Here is an 18,202-nt window from a genome sequence, read left to right as displayed (position 1 = left end):
CGCACCGCGTCACGAAGACAGGAAACGGATCATTGTGGCAACGCCCCTGACGCCCCGGGAAGCCATCCTGTGCGGCCTGCTCGCCGACCTGTTCGGCGTCCCCCGGGTCGCCCCCGGCGACAGCTTCGTACGGCTCGGCGGCGACAGCATCATCGCCGTACAGCTCGTCGGCGCCGCCCGCAAGGCGGGCCTGCGGATCGGCGTGCGCGACGTCCTCACCCAGCCCGACGTGGCCGCACTGGCGGCCGTGGCCAGGACCGCCACTCCGGCCGGCACCGCCACCGGTGACGGCGACGGGACCGGCCCGCTGCCGCCGACGCCGATCATGCACTGGCTGCGCGAGCGCGGCGGCCCCGCCGACCACTACCACCAGTACGTCGTCGTCCGCACCCCCGCCGGGCTCACCCACGAGCGGGCGCTGACGGTGATCCAGGCCCTGCTCGACCGCCACGACGCGCTACGGCTGCGCCGCACGGCACCCGGCGGAGCCCTCACCGACCACCTGGTGATCCAGCCCGTCGGCGCCGTGCGGGCCGAGTCCGCCCTCACCCGGGTGAGCACCGAAGGGCTCGGCCCCTCGGACACCGCCCCCCTCGTCCGGCGCGAGGTCGAAGCGGCCAGGGACCGGCTCTCGCTCGGCGACGGCGCCGTGCTCCAGTCCGTCTGGTACGACGCCGGCCCCGACCGGCCCGGCCGCCTCGCCATGGTGATCAACCACATGGTCGTCGACGGGATCTCCTGGCGCGTCCTGACCGGCGACCTCGCCACCGCCTGGGAGGCCGTGTCCGCCGGCCGCCCGCCGCGGCTCGACCCCGTGCCCACCTCCTTCCGCCGCTGGGCCGGCCTGCTCGCGGCCGAGACGTCCACCGCGCGCCGGGCCGCCGAACTCCCGCACTGGACCGACACCGTGCGGCCCGGCACCCTCCGCCTCGCCGACCGTCCGCTCGACCCCGGGCAGGACCTGGAGGAACGGGCCGGCCACCACGCCGTCACCCTGCCCGCCGGCATCACCGGCCCCCTGCTGACGGAGGTGCCCGAGCGGCTCAACGCCGACGTCAACGAGATCCTCCTGACCGGCCTCGCCCTCGCCCTGGCCGAACACCGCCACCACCACGCGCCCGGCGGCGCGTCCGGCGTCCTCGTCGACCTCGAGGGCCACGGCCGCGAGGAGCTCTTCGAGGACGCCGACGTCTCCCGCACCGTCGGCTGGTTCACCAGCGTCTTCCCCGTCCGCCTCGAGCTCGGCCGGTTCGACGCGCGCGACGTCCGCGCCGGCGGCCCCACCGTCGGGGCGGCCCTCGAGCGCGTCAAGGAACACCTGCGCGGCATCCCCGACAAGGGCATCGGCCACGGCCTGCTGCGTCACCTCCACCCGGCCGCGGGCCCGGAGCTGGCCGGCGCGGCCACCGCCGAGATCGGCTTCAACTACCTCGGGCGCTTCACCGGCGACCGGGAGCGCGACTGGCACATCCTGCCCGAGTACGGCGCCCGCCTGGACTCCGTCACCCCCGGCATGCCCATGGCCCACGTCGTGGAGATCGGCGCCATCACCCTGGACTCCCCGGACGGGCCGGTCCTGCGGGCCGACTGGACCTGGGCCACGGGAGCCGTCGGCGAGGCGGCCGTCCACGGGCTGGCCGAGTCCTGGTTCCGCATGCTCACCGCCCTCCTCACCCGTGCCCGCCGCCCGGACGCCGGCGGGCCGACGCCCTCCGATGTCGCCCTGTCCTCGATCGGCCAGGACGAGATCGACGACCTCGAAGCCGCGCTGGAAGCCTTCTGATGAGTGGGGAAGCCATGAAGAACACCCGGTCGGTCGTCGAGGACATCCTGCCGCTCACGCCCCTGCAGGAAGGCATGCTCTTCCACTCGCGGTACGAGCGCGACACCCACGGCCTCTACATCGCCCAGTTCACCGTCGACCTCCGCGGCCCCCTCGACGCGGCACGGCTGAAGGCGTCCGCCGACGCCGTCGTACGCCGCCACGCCAACCTCCGGGCCACCTTCACCGAACGCCGCACCGGCGAGCCGATCCAGGTCGTCCGCAGGGACGCGCCCCTGGCCTGGCAGGACATCGACCTCACCGCCCTCGCCCCCGACGCGGCCGAGGCCCGCGCCGTGGACCTCACGGACGAGGACTGGGCCCGCGGCGTCGACATCCGCCGCCCACCGCTGCTCCGCTTCACCGCGCTCGCCCTCGGCCCGGCACGCCACCGCCTCGTCGTGACGGCACATCACATCCTCCTGGACGGATGGTCGTTCGCCCTGCTCTTCCGCGAGCTGTTCACCCTCTACGGGCAGCAGGGCGAGGTCACCGCACGGCCCCCGGCCCACCCCTACCGCGACTACCTGGCCTGGCTGGGACGGCGCGACCGGCCCGCCGCCGAGCGCGCCTGGCGGGCCGCGCTGGACGGCGTCGGCGAACCCACCTACCTCGCCCCCGCCGGCCCGGCCCCGGCCCCGGCCGGCGGCACCTGCGAGGACGTCACCGTCCGCCTCACCGAGGAGGCCACGGCGGCCCTCACCGAGCAGGCCCGCCGGCAGGGCCTGCTGCTCAACTCCGTCGTGCAGGGCGCCTGGGCCGTGCTCCTCGGTGGCGCCACCGGACGGGACGACGTCGTCTTCGGCTGCACCGTCGGCGGCCGCCCCGCCGACCTCCCCGGCGCCGACACCATGATCGGCATGCTCATCAACACCGTGCCGGTCCGGGCACGGCTCGACCCCCGGGCGTCCCTGACCGCGCTGTGCGAACGCGTCCAGCACCAGCGCGCCGGGCTCATGGACCACGACCACCTCGGGCTCACCGACATCCAGCACCTCGCCGGATCGTCGCAGGCACTGTTCGACACCAACATCGTCTTCGACAACTTCCCGATGAACGACTACGCGCTCGACCTGCCGGGCACCCTCGACGTGGACATCGCCTTCCGCGACACCACCCACTTCCCGCTGACCCTCGTCGTCGAACCCGGCACCCGGCTCGAACTGCGCCTGAGCCACCGCCCCGAACTGCTCGACCGCACTCGCGCCGAGGCCCTCGCCGCCCGGCTGACCCGGCTGCTCCACCAGTGGACCGCCGACCCGGAGCTCGCCCTCGGCGCCCTCGACACCCTCGGTCCGGCGGAGCGCCGGCAGGTCCTCCACGACTGGAACGACACCACCCGGCCCCTCCCGCACACCACCCTCCCCGAGCTGCTCACCGCCCAGGCCGCCCGCACCCCCGACGCCCCGGCCGTCCTCTTCCACGACGAGCACCTGACCTACCGCCGGCTGGAGGAGCGCGCCAACCGGCTCGCCCACCACCTCGTCGCCCTCGGCATCGGCCCCGAGGACACCGTCGCCGTCGCGGTGCCGCGCTCCGTCGACCTCGTCGTCGCCCTGCACGCCGTGGTCAAGGCCGGCGCCGCCTACCTGCCCGTCGACCTCGGCCAGCCCCCGCGCCGCACCGAAGCCGTCCTCGCCGACGCGGCACCGGCCCTGCTGCTCACCACCACCGAGGCCGCCGGGCACCTGCCGCCCACAGCCGTGCCCGTCGTCGCGCTCGACACCCCCGACGCCGACCTGCCCACGCACCCGCCGGTCACCGCGCTCACCCCCGCCCACCCGGCCTACGTCATCTTCACGTCCGGCTCCACCGGCCGCCCCAAGGGCGTCCAGGTCACCCACGCCGGCATCGTCAACCGCCTGCTGTGGATGCAGGAGGAGTACGGGCTGACCGCCGAGGACCGCGTCCTGCAGAAGACGCCGTACGGATTCGACGTGTCGGTGTGGGAGTTCTTCTGGCCCCTGATCACCGGCGCCGCACTCGTCGTCGCCGAACCGGACGGCCACAAGGACCCCGCCTACCTCGCCGACCTCATCCGCCGCGAGTCCGTCACCACCGCCCACTTCGTCCCCTCGATGCTGAGCGCCTTCCTCCAGGAACCGGCCGCCCGCGCGACCGCGAGCACGCTCCGCCGGGTGATCTGCAGCGGCGAGGCACTCCCGCCCGCGACCCGGACCGCGTTCTTCGCCACCCTCGACGGCGTGGAGCTCCACAACCTCTACGGGCCCACCGAGACCTCCGTCGACGTGACCCTGTGGCCCTGCCGCCCCGACCCCGCGGCGACCACCGTCCCCATCGGCCGCCCCGCCGCCAACACCCGCGCCTACGTGCTCGACGACCGGCTGCGGCCCGTCGCCCCCGGCGTCGTCGGCGAGCTCTACGTCAGCGGCGTCCAGCTGGCCCGCGGCTACCTCGGCCGCCCGGCGCTGACGGCGGAACGGTTCATCGCCTGCCCCTTCGAACCCGGCGCCCGCATGTACCGCACCGGCGACCTCGTGCGCTGGACCGGCGACGGCACCCTGGAATTCCTCGGCCGCGCCGACGACCAGGTCAAGATCCGGGGATTCCGCATCGAACCCGGCGAGGTGGAGTCCGCGGCCGTCCGCTGCGCCGGAGTCGGCCGGGCCGCCGCCGTCGTCCGCGAGGACCGGCCCGGCGACCCGCGCCTGGTCGCCTACGTCGTGCCCACGCCCGGCGCCGAACCCCGGCCCGCCCGGATCCGGGAGGAACTGGCCGAGGTGCTGCCGGACCACATGGTGCCGTCCGCCGTGGTCGTCCTGGCCGACCTGCCGGTGACCGCCAACGGCAAGCTGGACCGCAAGGCCCTGCCCGCCCCCGTCCACACCACCGGACGCGGCGGCCGCAGGCCGCGCACCGGACGCGAGGAGATCCTGGCGGGCCTCTTCGCCGCCGTGCTGGGCCTGCCCGAGATCGGCGCCGAGGACGACTTCTTCGACCTGGGCGGCAACTCCCTCCTGGCCATGCGCCTCGTCGCCCAGGCCCGGACCGCCCTGGGCGTGGAGCTCGGCATCCGCGAGGTGTTCACCACGCCGACCGTCGCCGGCCTGGCGGCCGGCCTGGACCGCTTCGGCCCGGCCCGGCCGGCCCTGGGCGCGGCGGACCGCCCCACCGTGCTGCCCTTGTCGTTCGCCCAGCGCCGACTGTGGTTCCTGAGCCGCACGGGGCAGGGCGTCGGCTACAACTGCCCGTTCGCCCTGCGGCTGAGCGGCACCCTGGACCGTACCGCGCTGCGCTCCGCGCTGGCGGACGTCATCGGCCGCCACGAGGCCCTGCGCACGGTCTTCCCCGAGATCGACGGCGAACCGTGCCAGCTGGTGCTGCCGGCGGACGCCGCCGCCGTGGAGATGGCCGTAGTGGAGATGACCGTCGCGGAAGCCGGCGACGCCGGACCGGGCACGGCCCTGGAACGGCTCGTAGCCGAGGAGTTCGACCTCGGCCGTCGGCCTCCGGTGCGGGCCGGGCTCTTCGCGCTGGGCGAGGACGAGCACGTACTGGCCCTCGTGGTGCATCACATCGCGCTCGACGGCTGGTCATGGGAGCCCCTCTTCCGCGACCTCGCACGGGCGTACGAGGCGCGCACGCGGGGGAGCGACCCGCAGTGGGAGCCGCTGCCCGTGCAGTACGCGGACTACACGCTGTGGCAGCGCGAGCTGTTGGGCGAGGAGTCCGACCCGGACAGCGTCGTGTCCCAGCAGCTGGATTTCTGGCGGGAAGAGCTCGCGGGAATTCCCTCCGAGCTGGCTCTGCCGTTCGACCGGCCGCGTCCGGTCGTGGCGAGTTATGCGGGTGGTTCGGTTCCGGTCGAGCTGGACGCGGCGTTGCACGCCCGTCTGCTGGAGCTGGCGCGGTCGAACGGCTGCACGTTGTTCATGGTGCTGCAGGCGGGCCTCGCGGTGTTGTTGTCGCGGCTGGGGGCCGGTACGGACATCCCTCTCGGTACGCCTGTGGCGGGTCGTGCCGATGAGGCGCTGGACGACCTGGTGGGGTTCTTCGTCAACACTCTGGTCCTGCGCACGGACGTCTCGGGTGATCCGAGCTTCGTGGAGCTGTTGTCCCGTGTGCGGGACGCGGATCTGGCGGCGTACGAGCATCAGGACGTGCCGTTCGAGCGGGTGGTGGAGGCGCTCAATCCCGACCGGTCCCTGGCCCGTCACCCCCTCTTCCAGGTCATGTTCCAGCTCCAGGACCCCGCCGCGACGCTGACCCTCGCCGGCCTCGACGTGCGCGACGAGCCCCTCCGCTTCGACGCCGCACAGTTCGACATGACCGTCGACGTCCGGGAACGGTGGGACGCCGACGGCGGCCCGGCCGGGATCGGCGGTTCGCTCGAGTACGCGGTGGACCTCTTCGACCAGGAGACCGCCGAGACCCTGGCCGAGAGCCTCACCCGGGTGCTGCGGCAGCTGGCGGCCGACCCGCGGCGCCCGGTCGGCGAGGCGGAGCCGCTGTCCGGCCAGGACCGCGAGCGGATCCTGAACGACTGGAACGACACCGCGCTCGCCGCGCCCGAGGCGACCTTCCCCCGGCTGTTCGAGGACCGGGTCGCGCGGACGCCGGAGGCCACGGCGGTCGTGTACGGCGACACCGTGCTGACCTTCGACGAACTCAACGCGCGGGCGAACCGTCTGGCCCACGCCCTGGCCGAGCAGGGCGCGGGTCCCGAAAGCCTCGTCGCGCTGGCGCTGCCCAGGTCCGAGCAGTCGATCGTGGCGCTGCTCGCCGTCCTCAAGACCGGTGCGGCGTCCGTCCCCGTCGACCTCGAGTACCCGGCCGAGCGCATCGCGCTGCTCCTGGAGGACGCCGCCCCCGCAGTCGTCGTCACCGACTCCGCCACCGCCGGAACCCTGCCGACGACGGCCGACGCCCACCTGGTACTGATCGACGACCCGGCGACGGCGCGACAGCCGCACGAGAACCTCGGGCGCGAGATCCTGCCCGGCGACGCCGCGTACGTCATCCATACCTCCGGTTCCACCGGCCGTCCCAAGGGCGTCGTCATCGACCACGCCGGGCTGCGCAACCTCTACGCCCACCACCACACCGGCCTCATGGCCCGTGCCGAGGAGGCCACGGGCGGGCGGCGGCTGCGGGTGGCGCTGACGGCCTCGCTCTCCTTCGACACGTCCTGGGAAGGGCTGTTGTGGATGGCCGCCGGGCACGAGCTGCACGTCATCGGCGACGACATCCGCCGCGACGCGGGCGCGATGGCCCGGCACACCACCGCGGCCGGCATCGAGGTTCTCGACGTCACTCCGACCTACGCCGAACAACTCCTCGAGGAGGGCCTGCTGGACGACCCCCGGCATCACCCCCGGGTCATCCAGCTCGGCGGCGAGGCCACGAGCCCCGCACTGTGGCACCGGCTGCGGGAAGTGGACGGGCTCATCAGCCTCAACATCTACGGCCCGACCGAGTGCACCATCGACGCCCTGTGGTGGGACCTGGGGGCCAGCACACACCCCCTGGTCGGCCGCCCGATCGCCAACACGCGCGCGTACGTCCTCGATGCGGCCCTACGACCTGTCGCGCCGGGCGTGGCCGGGGAGCTCTACCTCGCCGGTACCGGACTGGCCCGCGGTTATCTCGGTCGGCCGGGGTTGACGGCGGAGCGGTTCGTGGCGTGCCCGTTCGCGGTGGGGGAGCGGATGTATCGCACGGGTGACCTGGTGCGCTGGAACCGTGACGGTGCCCTGGAGTTCCTCGGCAGGGCGGACGAGCAGGTGAAGATCCGTGGCTTCCGCGTCGAACCGGGCGAGATCGAGACCGCCCTCGTTCGCCTTCCGGACATGGCACAGGCCGCGGTGACGGTACGCGAGGACGGCCCTGGCGGGAAGCGGCTGGTGGCCTATGTCGTGCCCGTCGGCGGCCGTACGGTCGATGTGGCCGCCCTGCGCCGGGAACTCTCCTCGGTGCTGCCGGACCACATGGTGCCCTCGGCGTTCATGGCGCTGGAGTCCTTGCCGTTGACGCCGAACGGGAAGCTGGACCGCAGGGCGCTGCCGCGACCCGACTATGCGGCCGGTGCGGGATCCCGTGCGCCGCGCACGCCGCGGGAGGAGATCCTGGCGGGTCTGTTCGCCGAGGTCCTGGGCGTGTCCGATGTGGGTGCGGAGGACGGCTTCTTCGACCTCGGCGGGCACTCGCTGCTCGCGACGCGACTCATCTCCCGCGCCCGGACGGCACTCGGCGTCGAACTCGGCATCCGTGACCTCTTCCAGGCGCAGACGCCCGCCGCCCTCGCCGAACTGGCCGGCGACGCCGAGCGCGCGCGGCCGCCGCTGGCGCCTCGGCGGCACGCGAAGAATCCGCCGCTGTCCTTCGCCCAGCACCGCCTGTGGTTCGTCCACCAGGCCGAGGACCATGCCGCCACCTACAACATGCCGTTCGCCGTCCGGCTCCACGGCACCCCGGACGTCGCCGCACTCGCCGCGGCGATGGACGACGTCGTCGCCCGGCACGAGACGCTGCGCACCCTGTTCCCCGACGAGGACGGCCGCCCGGCCCTGCGCGTCCTGCCCCCGGACGAGGCACGCCCCGGGCTCAAGCCCGAGGACGTCACCGAGGCGGAGCTGGACCGGGCCGTCGAAGCCCTGACAGCCCACCGCTTCGACCTCGCCACCGAACCACCCCTCCGGACACGGTTGTTCCGCCTCGGCGCGGATGAGCACGTCCTGCTCCTGGTGATGCACCACATCGCCTCCGACGGCTGGTCCATGCGCCCGCTGCTGCGGGACCTGGCGCGGGCGTACGAGGCGCGCACGCGGGGGAGCGCCCCGCAGTGGGAGCCGCTGCCCGTCCGCTACATCGACTACACGCTATGGCAGCGGGAGTTGTTGGGCGAGGAGTCCGACCCGGGCAGTGTGGTGTCCCAGCAGCTGGGCTTCTGGCGCAAGCAGCTCGCCGGGGTTCCTTCCGAGCTGGCTCTGCCGCTGGACCGGCCGCGTCCGGCAGTGGCGAGTTATGCGGGTGATTCGGTCCCGGTCGAGCTGAGTCCTGAGCTCCATGCCCGTCTGCTGGAGCTGGCGCGCTCGAACGGGTGCACGTTGTTCATGGTGCTGCAGGCAGGTCTTGCGGTGTTGTTGTCGCGGCTGGGGGCCGGTACGGACATCCCTCTCGGTACGCCTGTCGCGGGTCGTGCCGACGAGGCGCTGGACGACCTGGTGGGGTTCTTCGTCAACACTCTGGTCCTGCGCACGGACGTTTCCGGTGATCCGAGCCTCGTGGAGTTGTTGTCCCGTGTCCGGGACGCGGATCTGGCGGCGTACGAGCATCAGGACGTGCCGTTCGAGCGGGTGGTGGAGGCTCTCAACCCCGACCGGTCCCTCGCCCGTCACCCCCTCTTCCAGGTCATGCTCCAGCTCCAGAACACGCCCACCGACGACGTGGCCCTGCCCGGTCTGACCGCCACGCCCCAGCCGGTCCCCTTCGGCGTCGCCAAGTTCGATCTCACCCTCGACATGGCGGAGCGGCACGGCGCCGACGGGGCGCCGGACGGCCTGCACGGCGAGCTGACGTACGCGACCGAACTGTTCACCGCCGACACCGGGCGACGCCTGGCCGCGGACCTCGAACGGCTGCTCGGTACTCTCGCCGCCCACCCCGCCCGGCGGTTCAGCGCCCTCACCGGACTGCCGACGGCCCCGCGCCCGGCCGTCCGCACCGCCGAAGAGGCACCCGCCGCACCGCTCGGGGAACCCACCGGTGGCGGCTCGACGGAGCGGGCGCTGTGCACGCTCTTCGCCGAGGTGCTGGAGGTCGACGCCGTCGCCCCCGACGACAACTTCTTCGCCCTGGGCGGCCACTCCCTCCAGGTGACCAGGCTCATCAGCCGGGTCCGGGCGGAGCTCGGCCTGGAGCTGCGCATCCGCCAGGTCTTCCAGCACCCCACCCCGGCCGGCGTCGCCGCCCGACTGACCGCCGCACCGAAGGCGCGCCCCGCGCTGCGCCGCTCGGCCCTCTGACCCGCCGAGTGCCGCGCACACCAAGGAGATCTCGTGTTCCCTGTGTCCTTCGCCCAGCGCCGGCTGTGGTTCCTCCACCGCATGGCCGAGACGGGCGCCGCCTACAACTGCCCGCTGGCGTTCCGCCTGCGGGGCCCGCTCGACCGCGCCGCCCTCGCCGCCGCGCTGGAGGACGTCGCGGACCGCCACGAACTGCTGCGGACGGTGTTCCCCGAGTCCGACGGCGAGCCGGTGCAGCGCGTCCTGGACCGGCGGCCCGGGCTGACGACCGTGGCGATCACCGAGGACCGGCTGCCCGCCGCCCTCGCCGAGGCCGCCGGACACGTCTTCGACCTCACCGTCGAACTGCCCGTCCGTGCCGAGCTGTTCGCCCTGTCGGCCGACGATCACGTGCTCTCCCTCGTCATCCACCACATAGCCTGCGACGGCTGGTCGTGGGAGCCCCTGTTCGGCGACCTCTCGCAGGCGTACGCGGCGCGGCGCACCGGCACCACTCCGCAGTGGGAGCCGCTGCCCGTCCGCTACGTCGACTACACGCTGTGGCAGCGGGAGTTGTTGGGTGAGGAGTCCGATCCGGACAGTGTGGTGTCCCAGCAGCTGGGCTTCTGGCGGGAGGAGCTCGCGGGGGTTCCTTCGGAGTTGGCTCTTCCGTTCGATCGGCTGCGTCCGGTGGTGGCGAGTTATGCGGGTGGTTCGGTTCCGGTCGAGCTGAGTCCTGAGCTGCACGCCCGACTGGTGGAGCTGGCGCGGTCGAACGGCTGCACGTTGTTCATGGTGCTGCAGGCGGGCCTCGCGGTGGTGCTGTCCCGCTTCGGAGCGGGCACGGACATTCCCCTCGGCACGCCCGTGGCGGGTCGTGCCGATGAGGCGCTGGACGACCTGGTGGGGTTCTTCGTGAACACCCTGGTCCTGCGCACGGACGTCTCCGGCGACCCGAGTTTCCTTGAGCTGTTGTCCCGTGTGCGGGATGCGGATCTGGCGGCGTACGAGCATCAGGACGTGCCGTTCGAGCGGGTGGTGGAGGAGCTCAATCCCGACCGGTCCCTCGCCCGTCACCCCCTCTTCCAGGTCATGATGACGCTGGAGAACGGCTCCGGAACGGCCATGAGCCTGCCCGGCGTCTCGGCCGAGGAGGAGCCGGTCGGCTGGGACATCGCCAAGTTCGACCTGACCGTCGACTTCCAGGAGTACCAGGAGCCCGAGGGCGGGCCGGCCGGGATCGGCGGTTCGCTCGAGTACGCGGTGGACCTCTTCGACCAGGAGACCGCCCGGAGCCTGGCCGAGAGCCTCCCCCGCGTCCTGGGGCAGCTGGCGGCCGATCCCGGCCGTCCGGTCGGGGCGGCGGATCCGATGTCCGACGAGGACCGCGAGCAGGTCCTGGCGGGCTGGAACGACACTGCCCGGCCCACCCCCGAGGCGATGCTTCCCCGGCTGTTCGAGGACCGCGCCGCACGGACGCCGGAGGCCACGGCGGTGGTGCACGGGGACACCGTGCTGACCTTCGACGAACTCAACGCGCGGGCCAACCGTCTGGCCCACGCCCTGGCCGAGCGCGGTGCGGGCCCCGAGACCCTGGTCGCGCTGGCGCTGCCCAGGTCCGAGCAGTCGGTGGTGGCGCTGTTCGCCGTCCTCAAGACCGGTGCTGCGTTCGTGCCCGTCGACCTGGAGTACCCGGCCGAACGTATCGCCCTGCTCCTGGAGGACGCCGCCCCCGCGCTCGTCGTCACCGACTCCGCCACCGCCGGAACCCTGCCGACGGCGGACGACACTCAGCGGGTGCTGGTCGACGACCCGACGACGACGGCGCACTCGCCGGACAACCTCGGACGGGACGCACGGCCGCGCAACGCCGCGTACGTCATCTACACCTCCGGCTCCACGGGCCGTCCCAAGGGCGTCGTCATCGACCACGCCGGGCTGCGCAACCTCTACGCCCACCATCACACCGGCGTCATCGCCCGTGCCGAGGAGATCCACGGGCCCCGTCCCCTGCGGGTGGCGCTGACGGCCTCGCTGTCCTTCGACACGTCCTGGGAAGGGCTGTTGTGGATGGTCGCCGGGCACGAGCTGCACGTCATCGGCGACGACATCCGCCGCGACGCGGGTGCGATGACGCGGCACATCGCCGCGGCCGACATCGAGGTTCTCGACGTCACTCCGACCTACGCCGAACAGCTTGTCGAGGAGGGCATGCTGGACGACCCCCGGCACCGCCCCCGGGTGTTCCTCCTCGGCGGCGAGGCCGCCGGAGCCACCTTGTGGACGAAGGTCCGCGAAGCGGACGGCATGCTCTGCTACAACCTCTACGGCCCGACCGAGTGCTCGGTCGACGCCCTGTGGTGGGACGCCGCCCGCAGCGAACGCCCCCTGGTCGGCCTGCCCCTCGACAACACCCGTGTCTTCGTCCTGGACGCGGCGCTGCGGCCCGTACCGCCCGGCGTCGCGGGCGAGCTGTACATCGCCGGCGTGAGCCTGGCCCGTGGCTATCTGGGTCGGCCGGGATTGACGGCGGAGCGGTTCGTGGCATGCCCGTTCGCGGTGGGGGAGCGGATGTACCGCACCGGTGATCTGGTGCGGTGGGGCCGTGACGGGGCTCTGGAGTTCCTAGGGCGAGCGGACGAGCAGGTGAAGATCCGTGGCTTCCGCGTGGAACCCGGTGAGATCGAGGCGGCGCTGGCCGGTCTCCCCGACGTGGCACAGGCCGCGGTGACCGTGCGCGAGGACGGCCCCGGTGGTAAGCGGCTGGTGGCGTACGTCGTACCGGTGGCCGACCGGACCGCCGAGGCGGCCGCCCTGCGCCGGGAGCTCTCCTCGGTGCTGCCGGACCATATGGTGCCCTCGGCGTTCATGGCGCTGGAGTCCTTGCCGTTGACGCCGAACGGGAAGCTGGACCGCAAGGCGCTGCCGCGCCCCGACTACGCGGCCGGTGCGGGCTCCCGCGCGCCGCGCACGCCCCGGGAGGAGATCCTGGCCGGCCTGTTCGCCGAGGTCCTGGGCCTGCCCGAAGTCGGCGTCGACGACGGCTTCTTCGACCTCGGCGGGCACTCGCTGCTCGCGACGCGGCTCATCTCCCGCGCCCGGACGGCACTCGGTGTCGAACTCGGCATCCGTGACCTCTTCCGGACGCCGACCGTCGCCGGTCTGGCGGCGGGTCCGGACCGCTTCGGCCCGGCTCGGCCGGCCTTGCGAACGGTGGACCGTCCCGAAGTGGTGCCGTTGTCGTTCGCCCAGCGACGTCTGTGGTTCCTGAGCCGTTCGGGGCAGGGGGCGGGCTACAACTGCCCCTTCGCCCTGCGGCTGAGCGGGCCGTTGGACGGTGCCGCCCTCGCCGCGGCGCTGGCGGATGTCTCCGGCCGTCATGAGGCCTTGCGGACGGTGTTCCCGGAGATCGACGGTGAGCCGTGCCAGCTGGTGCTGTCGCCGGATGCCGCCGCCGTGCGGCTGGAGACGGTGGAGGCCGGGGAACGTGGGCCGGGCGAGGTTCTGGAACGGCTGGTCGCCGAGGAGTTCGATCTCGCCTCCCGGCCTCCGGTGCGGGCGACGCTTTTCACAGTGGGTGAGGACGAGCATGTGCTGGCACTGGTGGTGCACCACATCGCGCTTGACGGCTGGTCGTGGGGGCCGCTCTTCCGTGACCTGGCGGCTGCGTACGAAGATCGTCGTGGGGGCGGTGGCCCGGCTTGGGAGCCGCTGCCGGTGCAGTACGCGGACTACACGCTGTGGCAGCGGGAACTGCTGGGTGAGGAATCCGATCCCGGCAGCCTCGTATCGCGGCAGCTTGAATTCTGGCGCAAGCAACTCGACGGCATTCCTTCGGAGCTGGCTCTGCCGTTCGACCGGCCGCGTCCGGTGGTGGCGAGTTATGCGGGTGGTTCGGTTCCGGTCGAGCTGAGTCCTGAGCTGCACGCCCGACTGGTGGAGCTGGCGCGGTCGAACGGCTGCACGTTGTTCATGGTGCTGCAGGCGGGTCTTGCGGTGGTGCTGTCCCGTTTCGGGGCGGGTACGGACATTCCCCTCGGCACGCCTGTCGCGGGTCGTGCCGACGAGGCGCTGGACGACCTGGTGGGGTTCTTCGTCAACACCCTGGTCCTGCGTACGGACGTCTCCGGCGACCCGAGTTTCCTTGAGCTGTTGTCCCGTGTGCGGGATGCGGATCTGGCGGCGTACGAGCATCAGGACGTTCCGTTCGAGCGGGTGGTGGAGGCCCTCAACCCCGACCGGTCCCTCGCCCGCCACCCCCTCTTCCAGGTCATGCTCCAGCTCCAGGAGACCGCCGATGACACCCTGGCCCTCGCCGGCCTCGATGTCCGCGACGAGCCGTTCCGCTTCGACGCGGCGCAGTTCGACCTGACCGTCGACGTCCACGAGCGGCGGGACGCCGAGGGCGCGCCGGCCGGGATCGGCGGCTCGCTCGAGTACGCGGTGGACCTCTTCGACCCACGGACGGCGGCCGGCATCGCGGCCGGCCTGGCGCGCGTCCTGGACGGGCTCGCCGCCGACCCGGCACGGCCGGTGAGCGTGGCGGACCCGCTGTCGCCCGAGGAGCGCGACCGGATGCTGGTGCGGTGGAACGACACCGGGCTTCCGGTGCCCCGCACGACCGTACCGGAGCTGTTCGAGGAGCAGGCGGCGCGCACCCCGCAGGCCACGGCCGTGGTGCACGGCGCCGCGGCGCTGACCTTCGGCGAGCTCAACGCCAGGGCGAACCGGCTGGCCCGCCGCATGGTACGGGCCGGCGCGGGGCCCGAGCGCGTGGTGGCGGTGGCGCTGCCCAGGTCCGAGGAGTCGGTGGTGGCGCTGCTCGCCGTCCTCAAGTCCGGCGCCGCCTGCCTGCCCGTCGACACCGGCTACCCGGCCGAGCGCATCGCCCTTCTGCTGGAGGACGCGGCCCCCGCACTCGTCGTCACCGACGCGCCCACGGAGGAGACGCTGCCGCTCGGCGGCATCCCCCGGCTGCGGGCCGACGACCCCGCCACCGAGGCCGAGTCCCCGCAGGACCTCGGGCGCGAGGTCCTGCCCGGCGACGCCGCGTACGTCATCCACACCTCCGGTTCCACCGGCCGTCCCAAGGGCGTCGTCATCGACCACGCCGGGCTGCGCAACCTCTACGCCCACCATCGCGCCGGCATCATGGCCCGTGCCGAGGAGGCCACGGGCGGGCGGCGCCTGCGGGTGGCCCTGACGACCTCTCTGTCCTTCGACGCCTCCTGGGACGACCTGCTGTGGATGGTCGCCGGGCATGAACTGCACGTCATCGGCGACGACGTCCGCCGCGACGCGGGTGCCCTGGTGCGGTACATCGCCGACGCCCGTATCGACGTCGTCGACGTCACGCCCACGCATGCCGAACAACTCGTCGAGGAAGGCCTCGCGGCCCGTCCTCCCAGGGTTCTGCTGCTCGGTGGCGAGGCCGTGGGCCCCGCTCTGTGGAGTCGGCTGCGGCAGGTGGACGGCATGCTCTGCCACAACCTCTACGGTCCGACCGAGTGCACGGTCGACGCCCTGTGGTGGGACCTGGCGGACAGCGCCCGTCCCCTGGTCGGCCGCCCGGTCGCCAACACGCGCGCGTACGTCCTGGACGCGGCGCTGCGGCCGGTGCCGCCCGGTGTCGCGGGCGAGCTGTACATCGCCGGCGTGAGCCTGGCCCGTGGATATCTGGGTCGGCCGGGGTTGACGGCGGAGCGGTTCGTGGCGTGTCCGTTCGCGGTGGGGGAGCGGATGTATCGCACGGGGGATTTGGTGCGGTGGGGCCGTGACGGGGCTCTGGAGTTCCTCGGTCGGGCGGACGAGCAGGTGAAGATCCGTGGCTTCCGCGTCGAACCGGGCGAGATCGAGGCCGCCCTCGTCCGCCTCCCGGACGTGGCACAGGCCGCGGTGACCGTGCGCGAGGACGGCCCTGGCGGGAAGCGGCTGGTGGCCTATGTCGTGCCCGTCGGCGGCCGTACGGTCGACGTGACCGCCCTGCGCCGGGAACTCTCCTCGGTGCTGCCGGACCACATGGTGCCCTCGGCGTTCATGGCGCTGGACGCGTTCCCGCTGACGCCCAACGGCAAGCTGGACCAGGCGGCGCTGCCGCGACCCCGTATCCCCTCGCCCGCCGCCTCCCGTGCGCCGCGCACGCCCGAGGAAGCGACGCTGGCGGCGCTGTTCGCCGAGGTCCTGGGCCTGCCCGAAGTCGGCGTCGACGACGGCTTCTTCGACCTCGGCGGGCACTCGCTGCTCGCCGCCCGGCTCATCTCCCGCGCCCGTACCGCCCTGGGCGTGGAGCTCGGGATCCAGGACCTGTTCCAGGCGCCCACCCCGGCCGGGCTGGCCGCGCGACGCGCGACCGACGCCCCGCACGACTCGCTCGCACCCCTGATCCCCCTCCGGTCCGGCGGCGGGAAGCCCCCGCTGTTCTGCGTGCACCCCGGGGCCGGGATCGGCTGGGTGTACTCGGGGCTGCCCGGTCACCTCGGCCCGGACCGGCCGGTGTACGCGCTCCAGGCACGGGCGTTGCGCGATCCGGCCGCCCGGCCGGCGAGCGTCGAGGCCATGGCGGAGGACTACGCCGACCTGATCCGTACGGTCCAGCCGGACGGCCCGTACCACCTCCTCGGCTGGTCGTTCGGCGCGGTCGTCGCGCACGCCATGGCGGTGCACCTGCAGAGCCGGGGAGCGGAGGTCGCCGAACTGGTCCTGCTCGACGGATACCCCGCCGATGCCGATGCCGATGCCGATGCCGATGCCGATGCCGAGGCCGACGCGGAGGAACGCCCGCAGGGCGACCCGCTGGCCGCACTCCTGGCGTCCCTGGGGCACGCGGTGGGCGACGACACCCCGGTCGGCGAGGCCGGGTTCCTCCGGCTCGCCGGCGCCCCGGGCGGCCCGCTGGCCGGCCTCGGAACGGACGTGATCGCGGCCGTCGGCGAGGCGTTCGTCCATCACGGCACGCTCGCGGACCACCATCGCCCCAGCCGTTTCCACGGCGACGTCACCCTCTTCACGGCGGCTCTCGACGCGGACGCCGACGCCGTCGGCCCCGAGCCGTGGCGGCCGTACGTGACGGGCCGCGTCGACCGGCACGACATCGCCTGCGCCCACGGGGAGATGATGGCGAAGCGGCCGCTCGCGCGGATCGGCGCGGTCCTCCGGGACGGGCGGGACCGATGAAGGGATCCCTGCGGCACCGTGACTTCCGGCTGCTGTGGGCGGGGGAGACGGTCAGCCAGGCCGGCAGCGCGGCGACGCGCGTGATGCTGCCGCTGATCGCGGTGGAGACGCTGCACGCGAGCTCGATGACCATGGGCGTGCTGAACGCCGCGGCGTGGCTGCCCTGGCTGCTGATCGGCCTGCCCGCCGGGGCCTGGGTCGACCGCGTGCGCCGCCGGCCCGTGATGCTCGTGTGCAACAGCGTCTCGGCGGTGCTGCTCCTCTCCGTGGGGGCGGCCGCCTGGCTGGACGCCCTCTCGGCCGGTCAACTCCTCCTGGTGGCCGTCCTGTCCGGCACCGCCGACGTCTTCTTCCGCGCGGCCTACAGCGCCTACATCCCCGCCCTGCTGCCGCGTGAGGACCTCGAGGACGGCAACTCCAAGCTCGAGGCCAGCGAAGCGGCCGCCGACGTCGTCGCGCCGAGCGCGGGCGGCGCGCTCGTCCAGGCCGGGGGAGCGGTCTTCGGGTTCCTCGCGGACGGGCTGAGCTTTCTCGCGTCGGTGCTCCTGCTGACCCGGATCCGGGCGCGGGAGGCGCCGCCGGGCGGTGAGCGGCGCCGGGCCCCCGCCCTCGGCCCGGAGATCCGCGAAGGCTTCGCCTTCCTCGTCCGGGATCCCTTCCTGCGGACGATCCTGCTGTGCGACGCGGGCATGAACCTCTTCCTCGCGGGCACCCAGGCCCTCGCGGTCGTGTTCCTGAGCCGCACGGTCGGCGTCGGCGGGGGCACCATCGGCGTGCTGATCGCCCTCGTCGGCCTCGGCGGTGTGCTGGGCGCCGTCGTCTCGCCCCGGCTGGCCCGCAGGGTCGGCACCGCCCGGGCCGTGATGCTGTGCGCCTTCTGCGGCGGCCCGTTCGGGCTGCTGATCCCGCTCACCACCGACGGCGCGGGGCTGGCGGCGTTCCTCGTCGGGGACTTCTGCCTCACCGCGAGCATCGTCGCCGGAAACGTGATCATCGTCAGCTTCCGGCAGGCGTACTGCCCGCCCGGGATGCTCGGCAGGATCAGTTCCGGCATCCGCTTCGTCATGTACGGAACGATTCCCGTCGGCAGCCTCCTGGGCGGCGCCCTGGCCACCGCCCTCGGCGACCGGGGCGCCCTGTGGGCGCTCTACACGGGCAACGCCCTGTGCGCCCTGTTCCTCCTCCAGGGACCGGTCCGGCACCGCAAGGAGCTGCCGGTGGGCTGAGCGCGCGGGGCGGGGCG

General features: G+C 73.4%; 4 protein-coding genes. All 4 read left to right on the top strand.

Annotated features, from left to right (window positions below; all coding sequences use genetic code 11):
- The first annotated feature begins 34 nt into the window (after positions 1–34).
- Genes AB4K12_RS20850 through AB4K12_RS20835 form a run of 4 tightly spaced genes read left to right on the top strand, consistent with a single transcriptional unit; the run spans position 35 to position 18,185 of the window.
- A complete protein-coding gene (locus tag AB4K12_RS20850; protein WP_368435615.1) occupies positions 35–1,783 on the top strand; it encodes a condensation domain-containing protein in 1,749 nt (582 codons plus the stop codon).
- A gap of 14 nt (positions 1,784–1,797) precedes the next feature.
- Complete coding sequence (locus AB4K12_RS20845) at positions 1,798–9,807, top strand: amino acid adenylation domain-containing protein (RefSeq protein WP_368435614.1); 8,010 nt, start codon at positions 1,798–1,800, stop codon at positions 9,805–9,807.
- A gap of 33 nt (positions 9,808–9,840) precedes the next feature.
- Entirely contained in the window at positions 9,841–16,959 is a 7,119-nt protein-coding gene (locus tag AB4K12_RS20840) for an amino acid adenylation domain-containing protein (RefSeq protein ID WP_368435613.1), read from the top strand.
- Positions 16,956–18,185 (top strand): MFS transporter, encoded by a 1,230-nt coding sequence (locus AB4K12_RS20835; protein ID WP_368435612.1) that lies wholly within the window; start codon positions 16,956–16,958, stop codon positions 18,183–18,185. Before AB4K12_RS20840 ends, AB4K12_RS20835 begins: the two co-directional genes overlap by 4 nt.
- The last annotated feature ends 17 nt before the right edge of the window (positions 18,186–18,202 follow it).

It is taken from the genome of Streptomyces sp. C36 (assembly GCF_040932295.1).
In the GTDB taxonomy this organism is placed as follows: domain Bacteria; phylum Actinomycetota; class Actinomycetes; order Streptomycetales; family Streptomycetaceae; genus Streptomyces; species Streptomyces triculaminicus.
Note: the sequence above shows the minus strand (reverse complement) of the source record. Positions and strands in the feature narration are given on the sequence as shown.